This window comes from Actinoplanes sp. NPDC048796 (assembly GCF_040650035.1).
In the GTDB taxonomy this organism is placed as follows: Bacteria; Actinomycetota; Actinomycetes; order Mycobacteriales; family Micromonosporaceae; genus Actinoplanes.
Window position 1 is genome coordinate 174,245 of record NZ_JBEZGO010000003.1, and the last position, 25,817, is coordinate 200,061.

Consider the following 25,817-nt stretch of genomic DNA (forward strand, 5'->3'; position numbering starts at 1 on the left):
GGGGAACCCACGAACGCCTGGTTGAACCGGCTGTGCTAGCGGGGCTCTTCGAAGTCAAAGAGTAGGCGCTTGTGAAGGCGTGCACAAATCGCGATCTTGATCGGATGGCTGGACAAAGATCCATCTGGGTGCTATTCGATTATGCCAGCGTCCGGGCGATCTCGACAGCCTCGACCAAAGTGTCAGCCACCGGGCGACCGGACGCCCGCAAACGGACGGGGTCGGTGAATCCCCCCGTATAGAGCACCGAAACGCCGCCGACCGACTCGGCCGCCGCCGCGTCGTCCAGCGAGTCGCCGATGAGCACCACGTCCGATCCGGCCAGGCCCAGCTCGGCCAGATGCTGGGCGAGGTGGCCGGCCTTGAGGTGCCCGCCGATCTCGGTGCGCAGGCCGTCCACGCGGGTGAAGACGCCGGTCAGCCCGTACGTCTCGATCGCCGGCACCAGCTCCTTGTGGAACCACATGGACAGCAGCGACTGGGTGCCCGGCCACGACTTGAGCGCCTCCGAGGCGTCGGCCGCGAGCGTCATGTTCGTCAGGCCGAGCCGGTACGCGTCGTGAAAGATCCGGTCGAGCTCCTGGAACTCCTCCTGGTCGACCGCGCGCTCGAGGATCTCGGCGTAGAACTCGGCCACCGGGCGCCGGAACCGGGAACGGTGCTCGTCGGCGCCGACCGCCCGGCCACCGACCGCGGCGAAGGCCGTGTTCGTCGAGGAGACCACCAGGTGGAGGTCGTCGAGCAGGGTGCCGTTCCAGTCCCAGACCAGGTGCTTGCGCGTCACGGCGAACAACCTACAGGCGCGGCTGACCCGCCGGCCTGGCCAAATCCCGCAGCAACCGGGCCTCCTCGACCTTCCAGTAGCCGTGCTCGGCCCCGTCGAGCAGCACCACCGGGACCCGGTCGCCGTACTCGCGTTCCAGCTCGATCGACGACTCGACGTCGACCCGGCTCCACTGACCAGGGATGATCCGGTCGAGCGTGGTCTCGGCGACCTCGCACAGGTGGCAGCCGTTCCGGCTGATCAGGGTCACGCGGCTCACGATGACAACTCCCTCTTGCGTACCTTGCCGGTCGCCGAGTGGGGAAGCTCACGCACCAGCTCGATCGACGGCACCTTGAACCGGGCGAGCTGCCCGGCACAGAAGACCTGCAGCTCGGCCGGGGTCGGCGGCGGATCGAGAGCGGTCACCACGTACGCGTGGGGCCGCTCCCCGGTCTCCGGATCGGGCACGCCGACCACTGCCGCCTCGATCACGCCGGGATGGGTGTCGAGCACCCGCTCGATCTCGGCCGGATAGACGTTGAAGCCCCGCACCAGGATCAGATCGTCGACGCGGTCGACCAGGTGGAGGTCGCCGTCGGCGTCCGCGTAGGCCACGTCGCCGGTCGCCCACCAGCCGTCGGGGCCGGGGCCGCCGCGCCCGTCCGGCCAGTATCCGGAGAAGAGGTTGGCCCCGCGGACGACGATCTCGCCGGGGTCGGTGCCGGCCGAGTCCTCGACGGACAGGTCGAGCTCGGCCAGGTCCTCGTCGGGCGACGGCGTGCCGTCACGCCACAGCACCTGGCCGGCCGCCGAGCGCAGCAGCAGGGAGACGCCGGGCAGGGGCCGGCCGATCGAACCGGGCTTGCCGCGGTCGCTGACGGCCGTGGTGGTGAGCACCGGGGCGGTCTCGGTCAGCCCGTAGCCGACCAGGACGCTCTTACCGGTGGCGGCGGCGAACCGGGCCCCGTCGTCCGGCGACAGCGGGGCGGCGCCGCAGACGGCCGTCCGCACGGAGCGCATCGCGATGCCGGCCCCGGGCTGCTGCGACCACGCCGCGTACATGCCGGGCACGCCCACCACGACCGTCACCGCCCGCGAGGCGATGACCTCGAGCGACGCCCCGGGGTCGAACCGGTCGACCAGCACACCGGTCGCGGCGTGGTGCACGACCGAGCCCAGGCCGGTGTTCAGGCCGTACGCGTGGAACAGCGGCACGGCGAGCAGCACCACGTCGTCCGGCCCGACGACCGCCGACTCGATCGCGTCCAGCTGATCGTGGTTGGCGGCCAGCGCGGCGTGGGTCAGCATCGCGCCCTTCGGCCGCCCGCTCGTCCCCGAGGTGTAGAGGAGGACGGCGAGGTCGGGCGGGGTCTCCGTCCGTACCGGCTCGCGCGGGCCCCCGGCACTCGCGATCACGAGCGCGGCCCCCGAGTCCCGTAGCGCGTAATCCCGCTCGTCGGCCGTGTAGGCCGGATTGAGCGGCACCGCCACCCGCCCCGCCCGCAGCACGCCGTAATACGTCGTCACGAACTCGATCGAGTTGCCCAGCACTATCGCGACCCGGTCGCCCGGCGCCGTCGCGGCGGCGATGGAGCGCGCGGCCGCGTCCACCCGTTCGTGGACGTCCGACCAGGTCAACGCGGTGTCGTCGGTGATCAGGGCAAGACCGTCGGGCCTGCTCGCGGCGGCCCGGGCGACCGGGTCGCGGGCTGCTTCGTCCACGAGGCAGAAGTCTCGCACAAAGCACCACGGAAGTGGATGCCGCACAGGTTGTCCGTCGCGCGCCGAGCCGTGTCGGCCATGGTGGCAGACGTTCCTTGTGTCTTGTCTGCGCCACTTCGTACTATTTTTGCGCAGCGCACACGGTGTGCGACTCCGTGTGTTCGGTGTCCGTGATACTTCGCGTCTGTGTAACGGACTCCACAGCCCTGGGTGAGGTCGGTCTGATGTTTTAGGCCACCCCACCCCTTTTGCTATGAGTGATCACCCCTCATCCCGAGGAGGCCGCTGTGCCACAAAATGCACGCCCATGCTGCGTATCCACGTCTGGCGGGACGGATCAGCAGCAGTCGAAGCAGCAGCCCCGCCGGGTGAAGGAGGCGCAGTGAGCCATGTCTACGCCGGGGACCCGTACCACCGCGACCTGTTCGCGGCCCGCCTCGCATTGGCCGACGGTTTGACCGTCCTCCGCCGCTCGGTCGGCGCGTTCGACGGCCTGGTCGTCAACACGATCCGCGGCGACGGCCCCAAGCGGACCCGCAACCGCCCACACGTCAACGAGTCGCCCGGGCACCGGATCCCCCCGACCGGCAACGCGAAGCCGATGGCCGGCGGCGGACGCGTGGCCGTGCCGGGCCGGCCCGGCATGCCGCCGCCGCAGCCCACGGCCGGTCAGCGCAGCCAGCTGCCCGAGACCGCCCCCGGCGAGCAGACCGTCGTGGTGCCGGCGCAGAGCACCACAAGCCCGCCGACCGAGCCGTCGCAGCAGCCGAAGTACCCGGCCCGCCCCGACCCGGGCGACGCCGCGGCCGAGGTCTGGGCGCTGGTGGAGCGCGCCCAGGCCGGCGAGGCCGAGGCGTTCGGCCTGATCTACGACCGGTACGTCGACACCGTCTTCCGGTTCGTCTACTTCCGGGTCGGCAACCGGCAACTCGCCGAGGACCTCACCTCGGACACCTTCCTGCGCGCGCTCAAGCGCATCGGCAGCTTCACCTGGCAGGGCCGCGACCTGGGGGCCTGGCTCGTCACCATCGCCCGCAACCTGGTCGCCGACCACTTCAAGTCGGGCCGCTACCGGCTCGAGGTCACCACCGGCGACGTGCTCGACGCCGACCGCGAGGACCGCGGCCCCGAGGGCAGCCCGGAGTCGGCGGTGGTCGACCACATAACCAACGTCGCCCTGCTCACCGCGGTCAAGCAGCTCAACCCGGAGCAGCAGGAGTGCATCGTGCTCCGCTTCCTGCAGGGCTTCTCGGTGGCCGAGACCGCGCAGACCATGGGCAAGAACGAGGGCGCCATCAAAGCCCTGCAATACCGGGCCGTACGAGCGCTGGCCCGCCTCCTGCCGGAAGGGTTCCAGGCGTGACGGGGGCCACCTCCATTACCCGATGCCGGGCGCTCGCCCCCGTAACCGGGGACGCGTGTCGCGCGTTTGTCCGAGTGCGACCCCGGGCGGCCCTGGAGGCCCCCGATTTCGTCGCGACCGTCGGCGACGCCGCCGACGAGACACTCACGAGCGAGGGGAGGTGCCCGCGGTGAATTTCGACTTTCTGGATCGGCGGAGCGCCGAGCGCTTCGCGGAGCTTCTCGACGAGAACACCGGCGGCCGCCGGCACCACAGCCGCGGCCAGGCCGATGAGCAGCTCGCCGAGCTGGTCGCCATCGGCAACAGCCTTTCCGGTGCACGGCCCGGGGTCCGGGTGGACTCCGAGTTCCGCACCGGTCTGCGCTCCATGCTGGTGGCCACCGCCGAGCGGGACGGCATCGGCCGTACCGCCACCGCCGTCGAGAAAGAGCCCGCCGCCAGGCAGGCGTCGACGGCCCGGGCCGGCTTCATGGGTCACGCCGGCCGTATCCGGGCACGCGGCGCGATCGTGATCGGCGTGGCCGCCGGCGCGCTGGCGGTCTCCGGAATCTCCGCGGCAAGCGAAAACGCATCACCGGGCGACGCCCTGTACGGGGTCAAGCGCTCGACCGAACGCGCCCAGCTGGCCATGGCCGGCTCGGACGTCAGCCGGGGTCAGCTGTCCCTGGACTTCGCCCGCAACCGGCTCGCCGAGGCGGCCGCGATGAAGGGCGGCGACACCGGGTTCGCCGGCGTCCTGGACGACATGGACGCCGACACCCGCAAGGGCGTCAAGCAGCTCACCACGGCGGCCGTCGCCAACCGCGACGCCAAGCCGCTGACCACCATCGACGGTTTCGTCGACCGGCAGCGCGGCCTGCTGGTACCCAAGCTCGACCAACTCGGCCCGGACAACCGGGAGCGGGCGACGAGCTCGCTGACGCTGCTGGAGTCGGTCAGCAAGCGCTCGAGCGACCTGCGGGCCGGTCTCAAGTGCTCGCCGGTGACCCCGAACGGCTCGGACACGCTCGGCCCGAAGCTCAAGGGCTGCGCCGATGACGAGGACGTGCCGCCGGCAACCTCGTCGCGCCCGTCCGCCGAGCCGAGCGGCAAGGTGACGGCCAAGCCGAGCAAGGGCGCCAAGGCCACGCCGCGCGTGACCGATCCGACCCCGGGGACGACGGCCGGTACGGGCCGGGTCAAGAGCAACAGCGGGGTCACCGGTCAGGTCGCTCCGTCGACCTCGCCGGAGCTGCCGCTCGGCGGCAGCCCGGTGCCGTCGGAGACGCCGCTGATCGACCCCGGCACGGGCGACCCCAGCGAGAAGGGCCCGCTGGGCGGCCTGCTGGACGGGATCCTCGGCGACTAGAGGGACCAAGACATGGCGAGGGGCGGTTGCCGGGAATTACCGGACCGCCCCTCACTGTCATTATAGGGCGAAACCGCCCACCCGGGGCCTCAGCGGGCGAACGGATCGGGCCGTTTCTCCAGCAGCTCGAGAAGCGTCGCCTGGATCGTCTCGCGCACCTGGTCGGCCAGGTTGTAGACGACCATCGGATCGTCGGCCAGCTCGGTGAGGTGCGCGGTCGGAATCGGCGGGCAGACCTGGATCATCCACTTGCTCGGCAACGGCACCAGGCCGAGCGGGCCCAGCCACGGGAAGGTCGGCGTGACCGGGAAGTACGGGACGCCGAGCAACCGGGCCAGCGGCTTGATGTCGGCCAGGATCGGGTAGATCTCCTCGGCGCCGACGATCGCCACCGGCACGATCGGGGTGCCGGTGCGCAGCGCCGCCGAGACGAACCCGCCGCGACCGAAGCGCTGCAGCTTGTACCGGTCGGCGAAGCGCTTACCGATGCCCTTGAAGCCCTCGGGGAAGACGCCGACCAGTTCACCGGTGCTCATCAGGCGCTCGGCATCCGGGTTGCAGGCCACCGTCACGCCCGACTTGCGGGCCAGCTCGCTCACCACCGGCATGCGGAAGACCAGGTCGGCGCCGAGCAGCCGCAGGTGGCGCTCGCGGGGATGCTGGTCGCGGATCGCCACCGAGAGCATCAGCGCGTCCAGCGCGAGCGTGCCCGAGTGGTTGCCGACGACCAGCCCGCCGCCGGTGTCGGGGATGTTCTCGATGCCGAAGACCTCGGTGCGGAACCAGTCGTGGTAGAGCACCCGCAGCAGCGGATGGAAGACCGCGTCGGTGAGCTCGGGGTCGAAGCCGAACTCGTCCACCTCGTACGTCCCGGCGAGCCGGCGCCGGAGGAAGGCGAGCCCGTTGGCCACCCGCTGGTCCCAGACGTCCAACGTCGCCGCGGGCTCGGGCGGCGGAGGCTCGGCGTGCCCGTTCATCCGCGGCTCCTCGGGGATGGGCCGGCGGCCGTTCACCCGCACGGGCTCGGCCGGCCCGGGCAGGACGAAGTCGGCGTTGCCGGGCAGCATGTCGCGGAACTCGTCCTGGCTCATAGCCGCTCCCCCGCGGCGGTGGTCTCGGCGGCGCCCCGCACCCGCCGGATGCCGTCGAGGATGGCCCGCTCGGCGACGGCCAGCCGGTCGTCGGTCAGCGAGCCGCCCGCGTGGCCCTTGACGAAGTCGTCGAACGCCTCGGACGTGGTTCGCGGGGTGAAACCGAACTCGCGGACCAGCCGCGTGGTGTCCACGACCCGGCCGTGCACGAAGAGGTCGATCTGGTCCAGGCCGATCTGCCCGATCCCGACGTTGCGGGCCAGGCCGGCGACGGTGGAGAGCGTGCCCTCGGGCAGCGGCACCGAGATGCGCCCGGCCCGGCGGACGGCCTGCGACAACGCGAGCACGCCGGCGCCGGCCACGTTGAACGTGCCCGGGTGGTCCTCGATCACCGAGCGGTGCAGGATCTCCAGCGCGTCCTCGACGTGCACGAACTGGAGCCGGGCGTCGCGGCCGAGAACAGTCGGCACCACCGGCTGCGAGAAGTAGCGGGTGAGCGTGGTGTCGGCGGTCGAGCTGATGAACGGCGCGAAGCGCAGCACGGTGGCCGCCACCTCGGACCGGCGGCGGCGGAAACCGCGCACGTACCCCTCGATGTCGAGGATGTCGCGCGCGAAGGAACCCCGCGGCACGGCCCGGGGCTCGGTGTCCTCGGTGAAGACCGCGGGGTCACGGAACGACGCGCCGTACGCGGCGGTCGACGAGCGCACCACAAGCTTGCGCAGGCGGGACGCGCCCTGCGCGGCGGCGAGCAGCTGCATCGTGCCGATGACGTTCTGCTCTTTCATGGCGGCCCGCCCGCCGTGCTGCGAGTCGGGCGCGCTGGTGACCGCCAGGTGCACGAGAGCCTCCGCACCCAGCTCGGCGATGGCGCCCGAGGCCGCGCGGGCGTCGGCCCGGATCAGCTCGACGTCCGCCATGAGGTCGCGCAGGGCGGCCGGCGGGTCATGCGGATCCAGGCCGACGACACGGTCGACCCGGGGATCTGCGGCGAGGCGAGCGGCCACCCGGGCGCCGAGGTATCGGCTGACTCCGGTGACCACGACGACGCTGGGCGGAGAGGTCACGTCGGGCGCACCTTCCGATGCGTACGGGTGCGATACGTGCGGCAAGAGACGGTGCGGCTGGGAATCACTCCCAGCCAACCATCACTTGCCCAAACGGCGACGCTGGACGCGGGTCTTGCGCAGCAGCTTGCGGTGCTTCTTCTTCGCCATACGCTTGCGGCGCTTCTTGACCACGGAGCCCATACGACATGCCTCTCGAAACTGGTGGATCGGACCGGCGCGTGCGCGGTGGCACGTCCCGCATCCGAGCTGAACGGGGGCCCAGGCGCGCGAGCAGTCCGGAGCCAACCGCACCAGCGTACAAGCCCGGCCAGCGCCGGGCCAAAACGGCCCTAGGCCGTTTGCGAGAAAGCGCCGCGCAAGTACTCGTGCACGGCGTGCTCGGGCACCCGGAAGGACCGGCCGACCCGGACGGCGGTGAGGTCACCGCCGTGCACCAACCGATAGACCGTCATCTTGGAGACCCTCATCAGAGAGGCCACCTCGGCGACGGTCAGGAACCGCACCTCCGAGAGCCGTTCCTCGGTCTGGGCTGGACCCGTCATCTCGTACGCACCGATCCTTTCGCAGGCACGGGCCGCGCGAGAAAGTGAGCGTTTGCGACGCGGCGGAGAACGTGCGTGTCATCAGAACGGTATCGATACGGCTGTGACCAACGCGATGCGTTCCGTGAAAAAGGCCGGAAAAAGTCAAGGCCAACACGCCGGTTGTGCACCGTTTCTGCCCCAATTGTTGCTTTTGGGGACGGACACGGTGTCTACCGTCGGTCGGCGAGCCGGCGCACGACGTAGCCGTACCAGTGGGTTCCGTACGGCAGGTAGACCCGCACGACGTTGCCGCCGGCGGCCAGCCGGGCCTGCTCCTGCGGGCGCACCCCGTACAGAAGCTGGAACTCGTACTCCTCCGGCAGACGGTCGAACCAGCGGGCGCGGTCCTCGGCGATCGCGATCAGACGGGGGTCGTGCGTCGCCACCATCGGGTAGCCGTCACCCGACATCAGAATGTTCAGGCAGCGCACGAACGACTTGTCGATGTCCAGAGCGGACTGGAACGCCACCGACTCCGGCTCCGCGTACGCGCCCTTGCAGAGCCGCACCCGCGAACCGGCCGTGGCCAGCTCGCGGCAGTCGCCCTCGGTGCGCCTCAGATAGGCCTGAAGCACCGCGCCCGTGCCCGGGTGGTCCTTGCGCAGCTCGGCCAGGATCTCCAGGACGGCGTCGGTGGTGGTGTGGTCCTCGGCGTCCAGGGTCACCGTCGTGCCGGCCTCGGCCGCGGCCGCACAGACCGCCTGGGCGTGCTCGTAGGCCAGCCGCTCGTCGAGGCGCAGGCCCAGCGCCGACAGCTTGAGGCTGACCTCGGCGGCCGGGGTCAGGCCGGCCGACTTCGCGGCCGCGAGCAGCGCGCGGTACTCGTCGCGGACGGCGACCGCCTGCTCCGCGCTGCGCGTTTCCTCAGCCAGATGGTCGAAGGTCACGTAGAGCCCGTCGTCGGCCAGGGCGCGGCCGGTGCGCACCGCGTCGCCGGCCCCGTCGCCGGCCACGAAACGGCCGGCGACCTTCTTGCTGACGGGAACGGCGGCCGCGAGACGCCCGAGGCGGTCCGAGCCGGCGGCGGCCAGGAACAGGGAGCGGAGCATGCCCCGAGCGTATCGTCCGGCCCACCCCCGATCGCGGGAGTGGCGCGCGGGCCATGTTCGCCGGAGCCCGGTGCGGCTACCTTTGTCGGGTGGACTTCGATGCGTACGCCCGAACCGCCGTTGACCTCGTCAACGCCGAGGTGAGTGATCTCGCCGCGCTACGGGCCCTGTTCACCGACGAGCAGGGCTGGATGCGCGAGGAGGTCGCGGAAAAGGACGTCGCCGTCTTCCGCCGCGCTCAGCGGCGCCTGCGCGACGTCTTCGAGTACGGCACGAGCGGCCGCGACGCCGAGGCCGTCACCGAGCTGAACTCGCTGCTCGAGGTGTTTCCCGTGCAGCCGCGCATTTCCGGGCACGACGCCGCCGACTGGCACATGCACGTAACCAGCCGCGGTTCGTCGGTCAGCTCCGAGTACCTGGCCGGCGCCGCCTGGGGACTGTCGGTCTGGCTCTGCGAGTACGGCAGCGCCCGCTTCGGCATCTGCGCCGACGAGCGCTGCGGCAACGTCTACCTCGACACGTCGTCGAACAACTGCCGCCGCTTCTGCTCCGAGCGCTGCGCCACCCGCTCCCACGTGGCCGCCCACCGCGCCCGAAAGAGGGCCGAGCTGGCCGGCTCCGCTTCGCTCCGCGAGGCCGTCGCTCTGTAGCTGGCTCCGCTTCGCTCTGCGGGCAATCACTCTGCAGCTGGCTCCGCTTCGCTCCGCGGGCAATCACTCTGCAGCTGGCTCCGCTTCGCTCCGCGGGCAATCACTCTGCAGCTGGCTCCGCTTCGCTCCGCGGGCAATCGCCTTGTAACCGGTGAGATGGCAGGCAATTTCCCAACGTCCGCAAACCCCGCGGCCGCCGGGAAATCGACTGCCATCTCACCGGCGGCGATTGCCGTGGTGGTCAGCCCCGGGTGATGGCGGGTGTGGGTGACTCTGCCGGCTTCAGGTGACGGCGGGCGAACTCCAGGGACTCGCGCAGGTCGGCCTCGCGGGCCGCGCGGCTGGCCGCCTTGCGGGTGGAGACCTCCAGGGCGACCGAGCCGGTGAAGCCGCGGGCCGACAGGGAGCGCAGAAGCTCGGCGCAGGGCTGGTTGCCGCGGCCGGGCACCAGGTGCTCGTCGCGGCCCTCGCCGGTGCCGTCACCCAGGTGCACGTGCTTGAGGTTGGCGCCCATCTTGTCGGCCATGGCCAGCGAGTTGACGCGGGACGCGGCGCAGTGCGACAGGTCGAGCGTGTAGGCGTCGAAGCCGGTCTCGGTCGGGTCCCAGCCGGGCGTGTACGGCACGAACCAGCGGCCGGCCATCTTCACCGGGAACATGTTCTCGATGGCGAAGTCGAGGTCGGGGTGCCGGGCCTGGATCTTGGCCAGGCCGGCCGAGAAGTTCTTGGCGTAGTCGCGCTGCCAGCTGAACGGCGGGTGCACCACCACGGTGGGGGCGCCCAGCGTCTCGGCGAGCTGGGCGGCGCGGCTCAGCCTTTCCCAGGGGTCGGTGCTCCACACCCGCTGGGTGACCAGCAGGCAGGGCGCGTGCACCGACAGCACCGGAACGTTGTAGTGATCGGCCAGACCCTTCAGCGCGCCGGCGTCCTGGCTGACGCGGTCGGTCCAGACCATGACCTCGAGACCGTCGTAGCCGGTCGTGGCGGCCAGCTCGAACGCGGCCGCGGTCGGCTCGGGGAAGACCGACGAGCTGGACAGAAGCACGGGGACGCGGGAACTCACGTCATCAAGCGTAGACCCGTTTGTCGCGTACGCCGTCTCCTCTACCGGGTATATGCGACCATACCGGGCGGTGACATGGTGCCGGTCCCCTGCGCGCGTAGGCTGAGCCTGGTGAGCCGCCGTCAACAGATCCGCATCGTCCTCGACGCTGCGGCAGCCGCCCGTGCTGCCGAGGTCGACCTCGATTTTCCTCGTGAGTGGATCGAGTTCCTCGACCCCGACGACGACAAGCACCTGGTCCGAGCCGATCTGACCTGGTTGCTGTCGCGATGGACGTGCGTGTTCGGCTCGGCCTGCCACGGCATCGTGGCCGGGCGGGCCCAGGACGGCTGCTGCTCGCACGGCGCGTTCTTCACCGACGCCGACGATGAGAACCGGGTGAAGGCGGCCGCGGCCAAGCTCACTCCCGAGAACTGGCAGCACTACCGGCGCGGCTTCAAGAACTACACCGAGCTGGACACCATCGACGGGGCCAAGCCGGCTCGCCGCACGGCGATCCAGTCCGAGAACGGCCCGTGCGTCTTCCTGAACGATTCCGACTTCGCCGGTGGTGGCGGCTGCGCCCTGCACGCGCAGGCGCTGCGGGACGGCGTACACCCGCTGACCTACAAGCCGGACGTCTGCTGGCAGCTTCCGGTGCGCCGGGAACAGGACTGGATCAACCGCCCGGACGGTACGAAGGTGCTCCAGTCGACGCTCACCGAGTTCGACCGGCGCGGCTGGGGCCCGGGTGGTCACGACCTCGACTGGTGGTGCACGTCGTCGCCGGACGCCCACGTCGGCACCGAGCCGATGTACCTGTCGTACGCGCCGGAGCTGATCGCCCTGGTCGGCCAGGCCGCCTACGACAAGCTGGCCGAGCTCTGCGCCGACCGCCTGGCCAAGGGCCTGACCGCGGTGCATCCGGCCACGGTGAAAGCGGGGGCACCGAAAAAGCGCGGCGGACGTGAGCCCGCCGCGCCCCCCGAGTCGGTTTAAGGCTCGAACTTGTAGCCGAGGCCGCGCACCGTGACGATGTAGCGCGGGGCCGACGGCTCGGGCTCCACCTTGGAGCGCAGCCGCTTCACGTGGACGTCGAGGGTCTTGGTGTCACCGACGTAGTCGGCGCCCCAGACCCGGTCGATCAGCTGACCTCGGGTCAGCACCCGGCCGGCGTTGCGCAGCAGCAGCTCGAGCAGCTCGAACTCCTTCAGCGGCAGCTGCACGCCGCTGCCGTCGACGGTGACCACGTGCCGCTCGACGTCCATCCGGACCGGGCCGGCGGCCAGCGTCGGGGTGGAGACCTCGGCCGCCTCGGTGCCCTGCCGGCGCAGCACGGCGCGGATCCGGGCGACCAGCTCGCGCGGCGAGTACGGCTTGGTCACGTAGTCATCGGCGCCGATCTCCAGGCCGACGACCTTGTCGATCTCGCTGTCCCGGGCGGTGACCATGATGATCGGGACGGCCGAGCGCTGACGCAGCTGGCGGCAGACCTCGGTGCCGGACATCTCCGGAAGCATGAGGTCGAGCAGCACGATGTCGGCACCGGTCCGGTCGAACTGCGTCAGGGCGGAGGTTCCGGTCGGGGCGACCGAGACCTCGAAGCCCTCCTTGCGCAGCATGTACGACAGGGCGTCGGAGAACGACTCCTCATCCTCGACCACGAGCACGCGGGCCAATGTGGTTCCTTCCATCTTCCGGCTCACGGGCTCAACGCCCGCCAGCACCGGATTCGATCTCAATTGCCGTCGGTAACGGCAAGGGGGCTTCCGGGGGACGCGCCGGTAGGCGCAGGGTGAACGTCGAGCCGTCGCCGAGGCTGCTGGTCACGTCGACCCGGCCGCCGTGGTTGGTGGCGATGTGCTTGACGATGGCCAGGCCGAGACCGGTGCCGCCGGTCGAGCGCGACCTGGCCTGATCGGCGCGGTAGAACCGCTCGAAGATCCGGTCGACGTCGTGCGGCGCGATGCCGATGCCCTGGTCGGCGACGTCGATCTCCACCCAGTCGTCGTCGTGACGGAGCGTGAGTTCGACCTTCGTGTCATCTCCGGAGTACGCGATCGCGTTCTCCACGAGGTTGGTCACCGCGGTCGCCACCTGACTGTCACTGCCGTAAACGGTAGCGCCCTTGGGACCGGAGTAGACGACCTCGATGTTCTTGGCCGAGGCGGTGGTGCGGGTGCGGTCGATGACCTCGGCGATCACCCAGTCGACGGCGACCGGCTCGGGGGTGGGCAACGGCTCGGCGCCCTGGAGCCGGGTGAGCTCGAGCAGTTCGTTCACCAGGCGGCCCATGCGCGCCGACTCGTGGTGGATCCGCTCGGCGAACCGGCGGGCCGCCAGCAGGTCCTCGTTGGGTTCCTCGTTGTCGACGGCCTCGGCCGCCGGCACCTCGGTCGCGTCCAGCAGCGCCTCGGCCAGCAGCTGGAGCGCGCCGATCGGGGTCTTGAGCTCATGACTCACGTTGGCCACGAAGTCACGGCGGACCCGGGCCAGCCGGTGCGACTCGGTGACATCGGCCGCCTCGACCGCCACGTGCGTCGAGTTCAGCGCCACCGCCCGCAGGTGCAGACCGAGCGGCGCCTGAGCGGCCCCGGCACGGCCATGCGGAAGATCAAGTTCGACTTCCCGCCGTACGCCGGTCCGCCGCACCTGCCCGGCCAGAGTGCGCAGGATGGGGTGGGCCGCGATGGTGCCCGGGGCGCCGCCGGAGCGAAGCAGGCCCATGGCCCGGGCGGCCGGGTTGACCAGCACCGGATGATCCTCGGCGTCGAGGACCACCACGCCGACGCGCAGCGAGTCGAGGCTCTTGCGACCGAGCCCCTTCATGCCGTGCTTGCCGGTGTGCTCGTTTTCCTGGTCGATGGCGCGTCCTCCCTCATCTTTCCGGGAGGTGGCATCCGACCCGGGCGACCTACGGGCACGGGCGATGACGATCCCCGCAGCCACGCCGACAGCCAGCGCGACGAGGGTCAGAAGAGTGCCGTACACCAGGTCCACGCTGCGATCGTAGGGTCATTGTTTACCTGGGCCCTAGGGGGATCCGGACAAACCGGGCGCGTGTCGAATAATGTTCACCACCGCGCCCAGCGTCGTTCATTGCCGTTCACGTGTCCGCTGCTGGGCACCCCTAGCCTGTACATCAACCAAGGTCGCGCCCTGTTTCGGGGCGACCGCGAGCCCCTGGGGACGAGACAACATGCGCGAGGAGTTCCAGGCCGACCTCAACGAGGTCACCCGCCTGCTGGTGACCATGGCAGAAGGGGTGCGCACCGCGCTGCGGAACGCGACCACCGCGCTGCTCACCGCCGACCTCAAGGCCGCCGAGTCGGTCATCGAGCGCGACCTCGAGATCGACGCGATCTACAGCCAGGTCGAGACGAAGGTGGCCGACACCATCGCCCGCCAGGCGCCGGTCGCCTCCGACCTGCGGATGGTCATCACCGCCCTGCACATCTCGGCCGACATCGAGCGGATGGGCGACCTCGCCGAGCACGTGGCCAAGACCGCCATGCGCCGTCACCCGTCGCCGGCGGTACCGGCCGAGCTGCGCCCGGTCTTCAAGAGGATGGCCGAGGTGGCCGACGAGATGGCCGGGGAGATCACCAAGCTGCTGGCCAACCCCGACGCCGAGTTGGCGGCGGCCCTCGAGCAGGCCGACGACAAGATCGACGACCAGGAGCGCGAGCTGTTCCGCATCATGCTGGCCGACGACTGGCCGTACGGTGCCGAGACCGCTATCGACGGCGCCCTGCTGGGCCGCTTCTACGAGCGCTACGCCGACCACGCCGTGAACGTCGGCGCGCAGCTGGTCTACCTGATCACCGGAGACAAGGTGGCCGACCAGGGCTGAGCACGCGCTCGCCAGGTCGGGGCAGGGCCGGGACACCACGGGGGTGTCCCGGCCCTTCGCCGTTTCTAGCGGCCCTGGTTGGCGACCGCGGCCGCCGCTTCCTTGGCTGCGTCGGGGTCGAGGTACGTGCCGCCGGCGGTGACCGGGCGCAGGTTGTCGTCCAGGTCGTACCGCAGCGGGATGCCGGTCGGGATGTTCAGCTTGGCGATCGCCTCGTCGGAGATGCCGTCGAGGTGCTTCACGATGGCCCGCAGCGAGTTGCCGTGCGCGGCGACCAGCACGGTCTTGCCGGCCCGCAGGTCCGGGACGATCTCGTCGTACCAGTAGGGCAGCGCGCGGACCAGCACGTCCTTGAGGCACTCGGCCTTGGGCAGGACCTCCGGCGGCAGCAGCGCGTACCGCGGGTCGTCGAACTGGGCGAACTCCGAGTCGGCCTCGATCGGCGGCGGCGGTACGTCGTAGGACCGGCGCCACAGCATGAACTGCTCCTCGCCGTACGCCTCAAGCGTCTGCTTCTTGTCCTTGCCCTGCAGAGCGCCGTAGTGGCGCTCGTTCAGGCGCCACGAGCGCTTCACCGGGATCCAGTGGCGGTCGGCGATGTGCAGAGCGATCTCGCTGGTCCGGATGGCGCGGCGCAGGACGCTGGTGTGCACCACGTCCGGCAGCACGCCCTGCGCCTTGAGCAGCTCGCCGCCGCGGCGGGCCTCGTCCTCACCCTTGGCGTCGAGGTCGACGTCGACCCAGCCGGTGAAGAGGTTCTTGGCGTTCCACTCGCTGTTGCCGTGTCGCAGCAGCACCAAAGTCCCTGTCATGGGATCCATCCTGCCGCAGGCGCATTTGCCGCGGGCGCGGACCCACTAGTGGCGACCACCACGTGGAAACGGAGTTGCGCGTACACCTAGGTTGTAAGGGAATAAGCCTTGATCACTGCTTACCACTAGGAACGGGGTGCGGCGTGCAGCGCTGGTTCAGCCAGGCCATCGGTGGTCTCCCACGGCAGTTCTGGCTCCTCTGGACCGGCACGCTGATCAACCGCCTCGGCTCGTTCGTCGTGATCTTCCTGGCGATCTATCTGACCGGTGAGCGCGGCTTCTCACAGAGCCAGGCCGGCCTGGTCATCGGCCTGTACGGGGTCGGCGGCGCCCTCGGCACCACGGCCGGCGGGGTGCTGGCCGACCGCTGGGGACGCCGGCCGACGATGCTAGTCGCCCAGTTCGGCGCGGCGGCGCTGATGCTCGCGCTCGGCTTCGCCCACGAGTACGGGCAGATCCTGGCCACGACGTTCCTGCTCGGCTTCTTCAGCGAGGCGGTGCGCCCCGCCTTCTCGGCGATGATGGTCGACGTCGTGCCCGAAAAGGATCGCGTACGGGCGTACTCACTCAATTATTGGGCGATCAACCTGGGCTTCGCGCTGTCGTCGGTCGGCGCCGGCCTGGCCGCCAAGGCCGACTACCTGCTGCTGTTCGTCGTCGACGCGGCCAGCACCCTGATCACCGCCACCATCTTCCTGATCTTCGTGAAGGAGACCAGGCCAACCCGCTTGGGAGTACGGCGGCAGGCCCGCTCCGGCGGCCTCGGCACGGCCCTGCGGGACCGGATCTTCGTCGGCTACCTGCTGATCTCGCTGGGCGGCGTCGTCGTGATGATGCAGCACATGTCGACGCTGCCGATCGCGATGACCGCGGACGGCCTGTCGGCGGCGACGTACGGCGCGGTCATCGCGGTGAACGGCGTGCTGATCGTGCTGGGCCAGCTCTTCATCCCCAAGCTGATCGGCGGCCACGACAACGCGCGGGTCCTGGCCGTGGCCTCACTGATCATCGGCGTGGGTTTCGGGCTGACCGCCTTCGCGAACGCGGCGTGGTTCTTCGCGCTGACCGTGGTGATCTGGACGCTGGGCGAGATGCTCCAGTCCCCGTCGAACGCGGCGACGGTGGCGGGCCTGTCCCCGGCGTCGCTGCGGGGTCGCTACCAGGGGCTGAGCTCGCTGTCCTGGTCGGCCGGCACCGCCCTGGCCCCGATCCTGGGCGGCTTCACCCAGGAACACCTCGGCGACGCGGCCCTGTGGCTGGGCTGCTTCGCGGTGTGCGCCCTGGTCGCGGCCGGCCACCTGCTGGCCGCCCCCAGCCGCCGCCGTCGCATCGCCGCGATGGCCGAGCTTCCCCCTTCCGAGCCCGCCGCCGCCCTGTCCGCCGCAACGCCGCCGCCCTCTGCCGCCTCCGCCCCCACCTCCGCCGCCGCCATCTCCTCGGCCACCTCCACCGCCTCCGCCGCTGCCGCCTCCACCTCCGCTGGCGCCTCCACCGACTCCGCCGCGACGCCGCCCTCCTCCGCTGCCGACTTGGCCGCGGCGGCTGCCACGGTGGCGCTCGGTGCTACGCCGCCGGCTGAGGCCGAGCCCGTGGCGGACATTCCGCCCGAGATCATCAAAGAACCCTCGTCCCGATAGGAAACCGAGAAGACAGACCGCGTTCCGCGCGCTAGCCTCCGCATGGACTGTTAACAAGGTTTCCTAACGGGGGCGCGGTGCGCGGCTGGCTTCGGGACACGGCGGGCGGACTCCCGGCGACCTACTGGTATCTCTGGACCGGCATCCTGATCAACCGGGTCGGCGGCTTCGCGGTCCTGTTCCTCTCGCTCTACCTCACCGCCCAGCGCGGCGCCGGCACCGCACAGGCCGGTCTCATCGTCGGCACGTACGGCATCGGCGGCATCCTCGGCACCCTGACCGGCGGGGTTCTCACCGACCGCTGGGGCCGCCGCCGCACCCTGCTGCTGTCCCACTTCGTCGTGGCAGCCACCCTGGTCGGCCTGGCCCTCACCCCGAACCTGGCTGTGATCGCCACTCTCTGCCTGCTCCTGGGCGTGTTCCAGTCGATGCCCCAGCCCGCCTTCGTAGCCGCCATCATCGACGTGGTCCCCGCCGACCGCCGCTCCCGCGCTTTCAACCTCCAGTTCTGGGCCTTCAACCTCGGCATGGCCTTCGCCTCCCTGATCGCCGGCGTCCTGGCCACCTGGAGCTACGTCGGCCTCTTCCTGATCGACGCCGCCTCCACCCTGGCCACGGCCCTCCTGATCGCCTGGAAGATCCCCGAAACCCTTCCCCGCCGCCGCTCGCCGTCGCGTCCTTCTCACCCCCGGCCGAGGGGCCTGGGAGTGGTGCTGACCGACCGGATCTTCCTGGTCTTCGTGGGGCTGACGGTGCTGCAGGCGCTGATCTACACGCAGGCCAGCACGATCGTGCCGCTGGCGATGCAGGACGACCGCCTGAGCCCGTCGGCCTACGGCCTGGTCGTGGCACTGGGCGCGGCCTTGATCGTGATCGGCCAGCTCTTCGTGCCGCGCCTCATCGACGGCCACCACAAACACCGGGTGCTCGCCGTCGCCCTGCTGATCAACGGCATCGGCTTCGCGGTCCTGGCCCTGGCCGACCACCTGTGGCTCTACCTGATCGCCGCCGTGATCTGGACGATCGGCGGCATGCTGGCCGCCCCACCCAACGCCGAGATCAACTCAGAGCTGGCCCCCCTCGACCTGCGAGGCCGCTACCAGTCGGTCTTCTTCCTGGCTTTCCCGGCAGCCTCTTTCCTGGCCCCAGCCTTGGGCGGCGCGGGCCTGCAGTACCTGGGCGACGCCCACTGGCTGATAGTCGGCGCCCTGGGCGCCGCCGCCGCGGCCCTGCACCTGCTGGCCGGCCCGGCCCGCGAACGCCGCGTGGCCGCCCTACGCTCCGAGACCGCCCAGACAGTGACCACCTCCTGACCGACCCCGCCAGCCACGAAGCCGGAGAGAAGTCACCGCCCGCCGCAAGCAGCCCAGCCCGCGCATCACCACAGAAACCCCAACGCACACGCCGACTGGCGCCTAGCCCACCCTCGCCCACCCGCGCATCCGACAGGTTCCTCGACCCGCGCATCACCGCAGGCAGCCCAACGCACGCGCCGCCTCGTCCCTAGCCCAGGCAGCCCAACGCACGCGCCGCCTCGCCCTAGCCCAGGCAGCCCACGCACCCGCCGACTCACGCCCAGTCCAGGCAGCCAACGCACGCGCCGACTCACGCCCAGTCCAAGCAGCCAACGCGTAGAGGGCGGCGCGCAGGGCGGCGGCGGTAAGGTCGGCGGCCAGGGCGATGGCGTTGTAGGCGCCGCGGAACTTGAACGGCCCGATCCGCCGCACGCACCGGCTCACGGCCCGGTCCGGGCAGCCCAGCGCGTAGAGGGCGGCGCGCAGGGCGGCGGCGGTAAGGTCGGCAGCCAGGGCGATGGCGTTGTAGGCGCCGCGGAACTTGAACGGCCCGATCCGCCGCACGCACCGGCTCACGCCCACTCCAGGCAGCCCAACTCACGCGCCGGCTCACGTCCTATCGAGGCATCTCAGCCGCGCCTCCCACAGGCGCCCCCTACCCGCGCAAAGCGGAAGCACAGACCAACCGGCGCGGAGCGGAAGCACAGATCAATACCAGCAGCTCGGAAGCACAGATAAACCCGCGCGGAGCGGAAGCACAGACCAACCCGCGCGGAGCGGGAGCGTAGATCGACACCGGCGGAGCCGAAGCGCAGGTAGGCACGGGCGGCGTGAATGGGCGGATCAACCCGTGCGGTGGCCGGTCGGTTCGAGGGCGGCGCTCACGGCGTACGGCCGAAGTCGCAAGTGAAGGCAGAAAGGAGCGGCCGCCAAGTCAGGCCCCGTCGAGAGCTGTTGCACCGGCGGCGGCGGACGACGCCCATCCCCATAGGCGTCGCCCGCACTAACCGCCGGTCTCGGGTCGCGCCGTCCCCCAACGGCATATGCCACCCGTCCCCAAACGCCGGCCGCGGTGACCGTCTCCGGTCAACCAGTTCCCCGAACTAACGGTCCGGCGTCCATTGATTACGCTAGTTGGGGCGGTCAAGCCTTACAAGCCACTTGGCTGTCTGCCATCTGTCTGGACCGTCACAGTCACCGACTTTTGGCCGATCGGCGGATGACCAATCACACATAAGTCCTGCTGACCGGCCCGAGATGGTCACTCGTCCGGGTTCTCGAGCTGGAAGAAGTTGCTCCTCTTGCCGCTCGTCAGCCGCTGCTGGTAGATGAAGTTCAGCCGGCGCTTGTCGAACGCCTCGAACCACTCCGACCAGCTGACCTCGACCAGGCGGTCACTTTCGTCGTATCCGGGGAAGTCGAATCGCAGTACGCCGAGGTGGCCGTCGTGCTGGGTGCCGGCGATCGTCGCGGGCACGGCCTTGCGCGCCTTCGCCCACTGGCGGATCACCTCGTGGTCGGTGGTGACCAGGGAACGGCCCAGGCGTTCGGGCTTCTCACTGGTCGACTTGATCTCCTGGCTGTACTGGAGGGACTTCGAGGCCTTCTTACCGGTGCGCTTGCCGCCGGAAGCGGATGCGCCACCGGAAGTAGTGGGCTTGCCCTTGGTCAACGTCTTGACGAGCTTCGCCACCAGCTCGGGCTTCTTCAGATCGCCGGTGCCCTTGACGCCGCGCGCGGACAGGCGGGCCCGCAGCTCGGGCACCTTGAGCCGGGCGATCTCGCTCTCGTTGACGTCCGGGGTGTTCGGGGTGTCGTTGCGACTGGTCGGGTTCTTGCCGGCGGCGTCGCGACGAGCGGCCTTGACCATCTTCTTGACGAGTTCCGGCTTCTTCAGGTCGTCGGTGTTCTTGACGCCACGGTTCTTCAGCTCGCGGCGCAGGTCGGCGGCCTTCATCCGGGCGATCTTGCTTTCGCTCACGTCGGGGGTGTTCGGAGTCTCGTTTCGGCTCTTGGCGGTCTTCGTGGCAGCCACGCCGCTTCACCTCACTCAATCCATCGGCGTTGTCCGATCACTCCAGTCAGTACCCGGACATTTGACGCCGACACACCTGCGTCAGGAACCGTCCTCCGATGGGGCGAGGTGTTTGAACGCCTGCAGATTGGCAACTGATTCGCCGCGCTTCACCCGCCACTCCCATTCACGGCGGATCGACGAGCCGAAGCCGATCTCGAGCATGGTGTCGAACGATTCGTCCGAATAGGTCAGTACCGAGCCGAGCAGCCGGTCCAGTTCGTCCTCGTCCAGGCCTTTCAGCGAGACCCGGCCGGTGAGGTAGACGTCGCCGGCGGCGTCGATGGAGAAGGCCACCCCGTACATCCGGGCGTTTCGGCGCAGCATCCACGCCCACAGTTCCTCGTGCCGTTCGTCGGGGCGGCGCATGACGAACGCCTCGACGCGCAGCGCGTGTTCGCCGACGATCAGGTTGCAGGCCGTCTTCAGTTTGTGGTTTCCGGGCAGGGTGACCACATAGGAGCCGGGACCGGTGCTCTCCCATTCGAGCTCTCGTTCCGAGAGCGTCTTCTCGATCAGATCGGTCACCATGCGTAGGCCTCCAGGCGTTGTCTGATCAGCTCGCGGTGCTCGGTCACCGCCTCACGGTAGACCCGGAGCAGGCCTTCCGCCGTACGGTCCCAGGAGAAGTCGGACGCGTGCGCGACAGCCGCCGCCGACAGGAGTTCGCGGCGGCGTGGAGCGGCCAGCAGGTCGTCCAGCACGCGGCCCCAGGCCGCCGGGTCGTGCCCGTCGACCAGTACCCCGCTGACGCCGTCGCGGACCGCCGTCACCAGGCCGCCGACCGCGGCCGCGACCACCGGGGTGCCGCAGGCCTGCGCCTCCAGGGCGACCAGACCGAAGGATTCGTTGTACGACGGTACGGCCACCACGTCCGCACTGCGGTAGAGCGCGGCCAGCCCGTCGCCGTTCTGCGGGGGCAGGAACCGCACCGAGTCGCTGACGCCCAGGGAGGCCGCCAGTTCGATCAGCGAGGTCGGCCGGTCGAGACCGCTGCCGCTGGGGCCGCCGCAGATCACCACTGTCACGTCTTTCGTGCGCATCTCGGCCAGGGCCGCGATCAGCACGTCGGGCGCTTTGAGGGGCTGGATCCGCCCCACGAAGGCGATGACCTTGCCGTCGGCCGGCAGTCCGAAGCGGGCGCGGTCACCGGGGCCGGGCCGGAAGCGCTCGAGGTCGACGCCGGGCTGGACCACCGTCGTGCGGGCCGGGTCGGCGTCGTAGTAGGCGACCAGGTCGCGGGCCTCGAAGCGGGTGTTGGCGACCAGCCGGTCCGACTCGGCGATCACCTGTTCCTCGCCGATCACGCGGGCGCGCGGCTCGGGCCGGTCGCCGAGCGCGATCAGCCTGTTCTTCACCTTGGCCAGGGTGTGCGCGGTGTGCACGTGGGGCACGCCCCAGCGTTCGCGGGCGAGCCAGCCGACCTGGCCGGAGAGCCAGTAGTGAGAGTGGATGAGGTCGTAGTGGCCCGGCGGCTGGGCCGCCTCGGCCCGCAGCACGCCGTTGGCGAAGGCGCAGAGCTGGGCGGGCAGCTCTTCCTTGTCCAGGCCTTCGTACGGGCCGGCGGTGACATGCCGGACCAGCACGCCGGGCGACATCTCGACGCAGGGCGGCAGGTCACCGCGGGTGGCCCGGGTGAAGATCTCCACCTCGACGCCGCGCTGGGCGAGCCGCTTGGCGACCTCGACGATGTACACGTTCATGCCGCCCGCGTCGCCGGTGCCCGGCTGTTCGAGGGGGGACGTGTGCACGGAGAGGGTGGCAATGCGCCGGGGGGTCGGCCATTCTGCCACGATTTATCCTCCATTGTCCGGCAAATGCGTGGGGACTAGTGCGCAATCATTAATCTTCCCCGTCCCGATGGGCCGAACCACTATGCAGCCCACCCGGGGTGACCCATCTCATCGGGACGCCAGTGGGAAGGACGCCAGAAGGAAGGATGGGGGCATGCAGAACATCGCAGTGGTCACGGGCGCGTCCAGCGGCATCGGCGCGGCGACGGCCCGCCGCCTCGCCACCGAGGGCTTCCACGTCGTGGCGGCGGCCCGGCGCGCCGATCGGCTGGACGAGCTGGTCAAGGAGATCGGACCGGCCGCGACAGCTGTCGCGTGCGACGTCACGTCCGACGAGTCGGTGTCGGCTCTGGCCGCGACGGTGACCGCGCTCGGCGGCCCGGTCACGCTGCTGGTCAACAACGCGGGCGGCGCCGCCGGTCTCGACCCGGTGGAGTCGGGCTCGGTCGACGACTGGCAGTGGATGTACGACGTGAACGTCCTCGGCTCGCTGCGGATGACCAAGGCCCTGCTGCCGGCGCTGGAGGCGAGCGGCGCGGGCACGATCGTGACGGTCGGTTCGACCGCGGCCTTCACGGTGTACGAGGGCGGCGGCGGGTACACGGCGGCCAAGCACGCACAGACCGCGCTGGTCGGGACGTTGCGGCTGGAACTGTCGGGCAAGCCGGTGCGGATCATCGAGGTCGACCCGGGCATGGTCCGTACGGACGAGTTCGCGCTCAAGCGCTTCGGCGGTGACCGGGCCAAGGCCGACGCGGTCTACCAGGGCGTCAAGGAGCCGCTGGTGGCCGACGACATCGCGGACATCATCGCCTTCGCCGCGACTCGTCCCCACCACGTCAACCTCGACCGCATCGTGGTGCGGCCGATCGCCCAGGCGGCCCAGCACAAGGTCTACCGGGAGAAATAGTGAAACCGGTCGGCGAGATCACGCGGGGGACGACGAATCCCAACCGGCTGCGTCGCGTCGACAACTTCATCGCGTTCCGCTGCGGCGCGCGGCTCCGCGACGCCCCGCAGCCCCTGGTCGTCGACCTCGGCTACGGCGCCACGCCGGTCACGGCCGTGGAGCTGCGGGGCCGCCTGGCGGCGGCGGTCCGGCCGGACGTCGCCGTGGTGGGTCTGGAGATCGATCCGGTACGGGTGGTGGCCGCGCAGCCTTACGCCGACCCCCCACTGCTCGACTTCCGGCGCGGCGGTTTCGAGCTCGCCGGCCTGCGCCCGGTCGTGGTGCGGGCGTTCAACGTGCTGCGCCAGTACCCGGAGGAGGACGTCGGCGCGGCCTGGCGGCAGATGACCGCGACCGGCGCCGTGCTGATCGAGGGGACCTGCGACGAGCTGGGCCGCATCGCCACCTGGGCGGTGATCGAGGACGGCGCGCCCAGCACCCTGACGCTTTCGGCCCGGTTGTCCGATCTGGATCATCCGGCGACCTTCGCCGAGCGGCTGCCCAAGGCCTTGATCCACCACAACGTGCCGGGTGAGCCGGTGCATGAGCTGCTGCACGCGCTGGGCCGGGCCTGGGAGACCGAGGCGACCCCGTTCGGGCCGCGTCAGCGCTGGATCGCCACCGTCCGCCGGATGCGCGAGGAGGGCTGGCCCGTTCAGGACGGCCCCGCCCGGTGGCGGCTCGGTGAGCTCACGCTGCCGTGGCCGGAAAACAGGTCGGGCCGGTCCTCCGCAGCGGACCGGCCCGACCCCAGGGGGTGAATAACGTCTGCCCCCAGAGTCGGGTGCGGCGGGTGCGGACCCGGGCGCGGCGCGGTTGCCGATCGGGAGCGGACATGGAGAAGGCGCCGGCGTCAGGGGACGGCGGCGCCTTCTCGGGGACGGGGCGGGTCAGAGCACGGAACGCAGCGTCTCCACCAGGGCCTCGCTGCTGAAGGGCTTCTTGACGAGCAGGGCGTCCTCGGCGATCAGGCCGTCGGCCACCGCGATCTCCTTGGGCAGCCCGGAGATGTAGACGACGCGCATCTCCGGGCGCAGCTCGGTGGCCGACCGGGACAGCTCGCCGCCCGAGACGCCGGGCAGCCCTAGGTCGGTGATCAGGATGTCGATGTCGCCGGGATGTTGCCGGCAGGCCTCGATGGCCTGCGTCGAGTCACCGGCGATCAACGTGTCGAAGCCACGCCGTTCCAGCATGCGCCGCATGATGTCGCGCAGGTCCTCCTCGTCGTCGACGACCAGGACGGTGGGTCGCGTGTCGGTTTCGGGCGCCTGCGACATGGGTCCTCCTGTGACTAACGAACCGAGCCGAGACCTCACGCTATCCGCGCGAGGTTGCACGAATGGGCCTTTCAGCGACTGAGGTAACCGGTGTACAGCATCCGGTTGGGCGAACCCGGGCCCGGATTGCGGATCGAGCCCGTTCCGGCCTGCGCCACCAGCTCGTCGCGCACCTGCGCCGGCGTGTACGACGGGTGCGCGGCGAGCACCAGAGCGGCCGCCCCGGCCACGTGCGGTGCCGCCATCGAGGTGCCGCTCATCAGCTTGACGGCGGTGTTCGACGCGGTCGACGCGCCCTGGATCCGGACGCCGGGGGCGAAGATGTCGACACAGGACCCGTAGTTCGAGGACGACCACCTCGTGTCTTTCTGGTCGGTGGCGCCCACGGTGATCGCCGACGGGGTGCGCGCCGGTGACTGCGTACAGGAATCGCGGTTGTCGTTGCCCGCCGCGACGACGACGGTGACGCCCTTGGCCACGGCCCGCTCGACCGCGTCGTCGAGCGCCTTGCTGGTGGTGCCGCCGAGGCTCAGGTTGGCCACCGCGGGACGGGCGGTCTGCTGGGCGACCCAGTCGATGCCCGCGATGATCTCCTTGTAGGAGCCGGTGCCCTTGCAGTCGAGCACGCGCACGCCGACCAGCTTGACGTCCTTGGCCACGCCGTACGTCATACCGCCGATGGTGCTCGCGACGTGGGTGCCGTGGCCGTTGCAGTCGCCGCCGGGCCCGTATCCGCCGGTCGCCCGGCCGTCGAATTCCCGGTGCGTGGTGCGGATGCCGGTGTCGACCACGTAGACGGTGACGCCGGTGCCGGCGGGCGCGGCGTACGACGACGACAGCGGCAGGGCGCGCTGGTCGATCCGGTCGAGACCCCAGGTGGCCGAGGCCGCCGGTGCGGCTACGGCCACTCCGGGCAGGGCACAGGCGAGCGCGACGGCGGCTGCGGTCAGCGTCGTGGCGATGCGCAAAGGTTGTTCCTCTCAGTTGTTTCGGCCACTTCACCGGGGAGAAGGGCATGCCGAAGGTCATCTGAGGGAAAGGGTGCGGTGGGCCGCGAAGCGCTCCGGGATCCACAAGGTTGCACGTGGGTTGCAACACCCTCGGAGCGGTACTCCGCGCCAGGAAGATCGAAGTGAAGAGCTAAAGCCGTGCGGCGGAGGACCGATCTACCCGGAGTACCGCTACACACCGCCACCGAGCAAGGAGAGCGATATGTCCAGCCTGCTGTCGCCCGAGATCGTCACCGTCGATTCGCTGACCGACCGCTGTGACCGTTGCAGCGCGGCCGCCCGTCTGACGGTCACCCTGACCAGCGGCGGCGAGTTGGCCTTCTGCGGGCACCACGCGAACCGCCACCACGAGGACATCAGCCGCGTCGGCGAGCGGATCACGCTCGAGCAGGGCTTCGAGTGGGCGGGAAAGTAACCGCTTAGTAGGCATTC

26 protein-coding genes and 1 pseudogene are annotated in these 25,817 nt (G+C 70.4%); 10 read left to right on the forward strand and 17 right to left on the reverse strand.

Features of this window, described 5'->3' with window-relative positions:
- Positions 1–139 precede the first annotated feature (139 nt).
- The 3 genes from AB0C26_RS14540 to AB0C26_RS14550 are packed head-to-tail and all read right to left on the reverse strand — an operon-like array spanning position 140 to position 2,488.
- Positions 140–784: an HAD hydrolase-like protein gene (locus AB0C26_RS14540; protein WP_360246853.1), complete on the reverse strand. Its 645-nt coding sequence runs from the start codon at positions 782–784 to the stop codon at positions 140–142.
- Between the two features lie 10 nt (positions 785–794).
- A complete protein-coding gene (locus AB0C26_RS14545) occupies positions 795–1,043 on the reverse strand; it encodes a glutaredoxin family protein (RefSeq protein ID WP_360246855.1) in 249 nt (82 codons plus the stop codon).
- Positions 1,040–2,488, reverse strand: coding sequence for an AMP-binding protein (locus AB0C26_RS14550; RefSeq protein WP_360246857.1), 1,449 nt, complete (start codon positions 2,486–2,488; stop codon positions 1,040–1,042). Before AB0C26_RS14550 ends, AB0C26_RS14545 begins: the two co-directional genes overlap by 4 nt.
- Before the next feature lie 493 nt (positions 2,489–2,981).
- Between AB0C26_RS14550 and AB0C26_RS14555 the strand changes: the two genes are divergently transcribed.
- Both AB0C26_RS14555 and AB0C26_RS14560 read left to right on the forward strand, forming a co-directional pair.
- Positions 2,982–3,851, forward strand: coding sequence for an ECF subfamily RNA polymerase sigma factor, BldN family (locus tag AB0C26_RS14555; RefSeq protein WP_360248233.1), 870 nt, complete (start codon positions 2,982–2,984; stop codon positions 3,849–3,851).
- Between the two features lie 169 nt (positions 3,852–4,020).
- Positions 4,021–4,866, forward strand: a pseudogene (locus tag AB0C26_RS14560) (DUF5667 domain-containing protein); the annotation flags it as partial.
- Positions 4,867–5,288: 422 nt separating this feature from the next.
- Here the strand turns inward: AB0C26_RS14560 and AB0C26_RS14565 are convergent.
- From AB0C26_RS14565 to AB0C26_RS14585, 5 genes are all read right to left on the reverse strand, one after another.
- Entirely contained in the window at positions 5,289–6,290 is a 1,002-nt protein-coding gene (locus AB0C26_RS14565) for a lysophospholipid acyltransferase family protein (protein ID WP_360246859.1), read from the reverse strand.
- Positions 6,287–7,357, reverse strand: coding sequence for an NAD-dependent epimerase/dehydratase family protein (locus AB0C26_RS14570; protein ID WP_360246861.1), 1,071 nt, complete (start codon positions 7,355–7,357; stop codon positions 6,287–6,289). The genes AB0C26_RS14565 and AB0C26_RS14570 overlap by 4 nt, the downstream gene beginning before the upstream one ends.
- 81 nt (positions 7,358–7,438) lie before the next feature.
- A complete protein-coding gene (locus AB0C26_RS14575; protein ID WP_007465623.1) occupies positions 7,439–7,540 on the reverse strand; it encodes a 30S ribosomal protein bS22 in 102 nt (33 codons plus the stop codon).
- A gap of 149 nt (positions 7,541–7,689) precedes the next feature.
- Positions 7,690–7,902: a helix-turn-helix domain-containing protein gene (locus tag AB0C26_RS14580; RefSeq protein WP_097317749.1), complete on the reverse strand. Its 213-nt coding sequence runs from the start codon at positions 7,900–7,902 to the stop codon at positions 7,690–7,692.
- Positions 7,903–8,114: 212 nt separating this feature from the next.
- Positions 8,115–8,993, reverse strand: a complete 879-nt coding sequence (locus AB0C26_RS14585) for a proline dehydrogenase family protein (RefSeq protein ID WP_360246863.1) — start codon at positions 8,991–8,993, stop codon at positions 8,115–8,117.
- A gap of 89 nt (positions 8,994–9,082) precedes the next feature.
- On the opposite strand from AB0C26_RS14585, the gene AB0C26_RS14590 reads away from it, so the two are divergent.
- Positions 9,083–9,643 carry a CGNR zinc finger domain-containing protein gene (locus AB0C26_RS14590; protein ID WP_360246865.1) on the forward strand — a complete coding sequence of 187 codons (561 nt, stop codon included), beginning with the start codon at positions 9,083–9,085 and terminating at the stop codon, positions 9,641–9,643.
- A gap of 241 nt (positions 9,644–9,884) precedes the next feature.
- Here the strand turns inward: AB0C26_RS14590 and AB0C26_RS14595 are convergent, their stop codons facing one another.
- A complete protein-coding gene (locus AB0C26_RS14595) occupies positions 9,885–10,706 on the reverse strand; it encodes a sugar phosphate isomerase/epimerase (RefSeq protein ID WP_360246867.1) in 822 nt (273 codons plus the stop codon).
- A 111-nt stretch (positions 10,707–10,817) separates the two neighbouring features.
- Between AB0C26_RS14595 and AB0C26_RS14600 the strand changes: the two genes are divergently transcribed.
- Positions 10,818–11,684 carry a hypothetical protein gene (locus AB0C26_RS14600; RefSeq protein WP_360246869.1) on the forward strand — a complete coding sequence of 289 codons (867 nt, stop codon included), beginning with the start codon at positions 10,818–10,820 and terminating at the stop codon, positions 11,682–11,684.
- On the opposite strand, the gene AB0C26_RS14605 is transcribed toward AB0C26_RS14600, so the two are convergent.
- Positions 11,681–12,364, reverse strand: coding sequence for a response regulator transcription factor (locus tag AB0C26_RS14605; protein ID WP_097317745.1), 684 nt, complete (start codon positions 12,362–12,364; stop codon positions 11,681–11,683). The two genes, AB0C26_RS14600 and AB0C26_RS14605, sit on opposite strands and share 4 nt — an antisense overlap.
- A 31-nt stretch (positions 12,365–12,395) precedes the next feature.
- On the reverse strand, positions 12,396–13,661 hold the full coding sequence (locus AB0C26_RS14610) for an ATP-binding protein (RefSeq protein ID WP_360248235.1): 1,266 nt from the start codon (positions 13,659–13,661) through the stop codon (positions 12,396–12,398).
- A 223-nt stretch (positions 13,662–13,884) separates the two neighbouring features.
- Between AB0C26_RS14610 and phoU the strand changes: the two genes are divergently transcribed.
- Positions 13,885–14,538, forward strand: a complete 654-nt coding sequence (gene phoU, locus AB0C26_RS14615) for a phosphate signaling complex protein PhoU (protein WP_360246871.1) — start codon at positions 13,885–13,887, stop codon at positions 14,536–14,538.
- A 65-nt stretch (positions 14,539–14,603) separates the two neighbouring features.
- Here the strand turns inward: phoU and AB0C26_RS14620 are convergent, their stop codons facing one another.
- Entirely contained in the window at positions 14,604–15,350 is a 747-nt protein-coding gene (locus AB0C26_RS14620; RefSeq protein WP_360246873.1) for a phosphoglyceromutase, read from the reverse strand.
- Positions 15,351–15,493: 143 nt separating this feature from the next.
- Between AB0C26_RS14620 and AB0C26_RS14625 the strand changes: the two genes are divergently transcribed.
- Together AB0C26_RS14625 and AB0C26_RS14630 are read left to right on the forward strand one after the other, a co-directional pair.
- Entirely contained in the window at positions 15,494–16,987 is a 1,494-nt protein-coding gene (locus tag AB0C26_RS14625) for an MFS transporter (protein WP_360246875.1), read from the forward strand.
- A gap of 77 nt (positions 16,988–17,064) precedes the next feature.
- Positions 17,065–18,300 carry an MFS transporter gene (locus AB0C26_RS14630; RefSeq protein WP_360246877.1) on the forward strand — a complete coding sequence of 412 codons (1,236 nt, stop codon included), beginning with the start codon at positions 17,065–17,067 and terminating at the stop codon, positions 18,298–18,300.
- Positions 18,301–19,543: 1,243 nt separating this feature from the next.
- On the opposite strand, the gene AB0C26_RS14635 is transcribed toward AB0C26_RS14630, so the two are convergent.
- The 3 genes from AB0C26_RS14635 to mshA all read right to left on the reverse strand — a co-directional run bounded on the left by AB0C26_RS14635 (position 19,544) and on the right by mshA (position 22,149).
- Entirely contained in the window at positions 19,544–20,317 is a 774-nt protein-coding gene (locus AB0C26_RS14635) for a hypothetical protein (protein ID WP_360246879.1), read from the reverse strand.
- An 81-nt stretch (positions 20,318–20,398) separates the two neighbouring features.
- Entirely contained in the window at positions 20,399–20,887 is a 489-nt protein-coding gene (locus AB0C26_RS14640; RefSeq protein WP_360246881.1) for a YbjN domain-containing protein, read from the reverse strand.
- Complete coding sequence (gene mshA / locus AB0C26_RS14645; RefSeq protein ID WP_360246883.1) at positions 20,881–22,149, reverse strand: D-inositol-3-phosphate glycosyltransferase; 1,269 nt, start codon at positions 22,147–22,149, stop codon at positions 20,881–20,883. Before mshA ends, AB0C26_RS14640 begins: the two co-directional genes overlap by 7 nt.
- A 154-nt stretch (positions 22,150–22,303) precedes the next feature.
- On the opposite strand from mshA, the gene AB0C26_RS14650 reads away from it, so the two are divergent.
- Positions 22,304–23,059: an SDR family NAD(P)-dependent oxidoreductase gene (locus tag AB0C26_RS14650; protein WP_360246885.1), complete on the forward strand. Its 756-nt coding sequence runs from the start codon at positions 22,304–22,306 to the stop codon at positions 23,057–23,059.
- Positions 23,056–23,859 carry a class I SAM-dependent methyltransferase gene (locus AB0C26_RS14655; RefSeq protein ID WP_360248237.1) on the forward strand — a complete coding sequence of 268 codons (804 nt, stop codon included), beginning with the start codon at positions 23,056–23,058 and terminating at the stop codon, positions 23,857–23,859. The genes AB0C26_RS14650 and AB0C26_RS14655 overlap by 4 nt, the downstream gene beginning before the upstream one ends.
- A 129-nt stretch (positions 23,860–23,988) precedes the next feature.
- On the opposite strand, the gene AB0C26_RS14660 is transcribed toward AB0C26_RS14655, so the two are convergent.
- Together AB0C26_RS14660 and AB0C26_RS14665 are read right to left on the reverse strand one after the other, a co-directional pair.
- A complete protein-coding gene (locus AB0C26_RS14660) occupies positions 23,989–24,375 on the reverse strand; it encodes a response regulator (RefSeq protein WP_360246887.1) in 387 nt (128 codons plus the stop codon).
- A 71-nt stretch (positions 24,376–24,446) separates the two neighbouring features.
- Positions 24,447–25,343, reverse strand: a complete 897-nt coding sequence (locus AB0C26_RS14665) for a S8 family peptidase (protein ID WP_360246889.1) — start codon at positions 25,341–25,343, stop codon at positions 24,447–24,449.
- A gap of 244 nt (positions 25,344–25,587) precedes the next feature.
- Between AB0C26_RS14665 and AB0C26_RS14670 the strand changes: the two genes are divergently transcribed.
- Positions 25,588–25,800, forward strand: a complete 213-nt coding sequence (locus tag AB0C26_RS14670) for a hypothetical protein (protein ID WP_097317735.1) — start codon at positions 25,588–25,590, stop codon at positions 25,798–25,800.
- The last annotated feature ends 17 nt before the right edge of the window (positions 25,801–25,817 follow it).

What these genes read in the sequence shown, in the direction of transcription:
- AB0C26_RS14580 (WP_097317749.1), bottom strand. Translation starts at nt 7,902, where the DNA reads ATGACGGGTCCAGCCCAGACCGAGGAACGGCTCTCGGAGGTGCGGTTC.
- AB0C26_RS14650 (WP_360246885.1), top strand. Translation starts at nt 22,304, where the DNA reads ATGCAGAACATCGCAGTGGTCACGGGCGCGTCCAGCGGCATCGGCGCG.
- AB0C26_RS14620 (WP_360246873.1), bottom strand. Translation starts at nt 15,350, where the DNA reads ATGACAGGGACTTTGGTGCTGCTGCGACACGGCAACAGCGAGTGGAAC.
- AB0C26_RS14640 (WP_360246881.1), bottom strand. Translation starts at nt 20,887, where the DNA reads ATGGTGACCGATCTGATCGAGAAGACGCTCTCGGAACGAGAGCTCGAA.
- AB0C26_RS14575 (WP_007465623.1), bottom strand. Translation starts at nt 7,540, where the DNA reads ATGGGCTCCGTGGTCAAGAAGCGCCGCAAGCGTATGGCGAAGAAGAAG.
- AB0C26_RS14670 (WP_097317735.1), top strand. Translation starts at nt 25,588, where the DNA reads ATGTCCAGCCTGCTGTCGCCCGAGATCGTCACCGTCGATTCGCTGACC.
- AB0C26_RS14660 (WP_360246887.1), bottom strand. Translation starts at nt 24,375, where the DNA reads ATGTCGCAGGCGCCCGAAACCGACACGCGACCCACCGTCCTGGTCGTC.
- phoU (WP_360246871.1), top strand. Translation starts at nt 13,885, where the DNA reads ATGCGCGAGGAGTTCCAGGCCGACCTCAACGAGGTCACCCGCCTGCTG.
- AB0C26_RS14565 (WP_360246859.1), bottom strand. Translation starts at nt 6,290, where the DNA reads ATGAGCCAGGACGAGTTCCGCGACATGCTGCCCGGCAACGCCGACTTC.
- AB0C26_RS14585 (WP_360246863.1), bottom strand. Translation starts at nt 8,993, where the DNA reads ATGCTCCGCTCCCTGTTCCTGGCCGCCGCCGGCTCGGACCGCCTCGGG.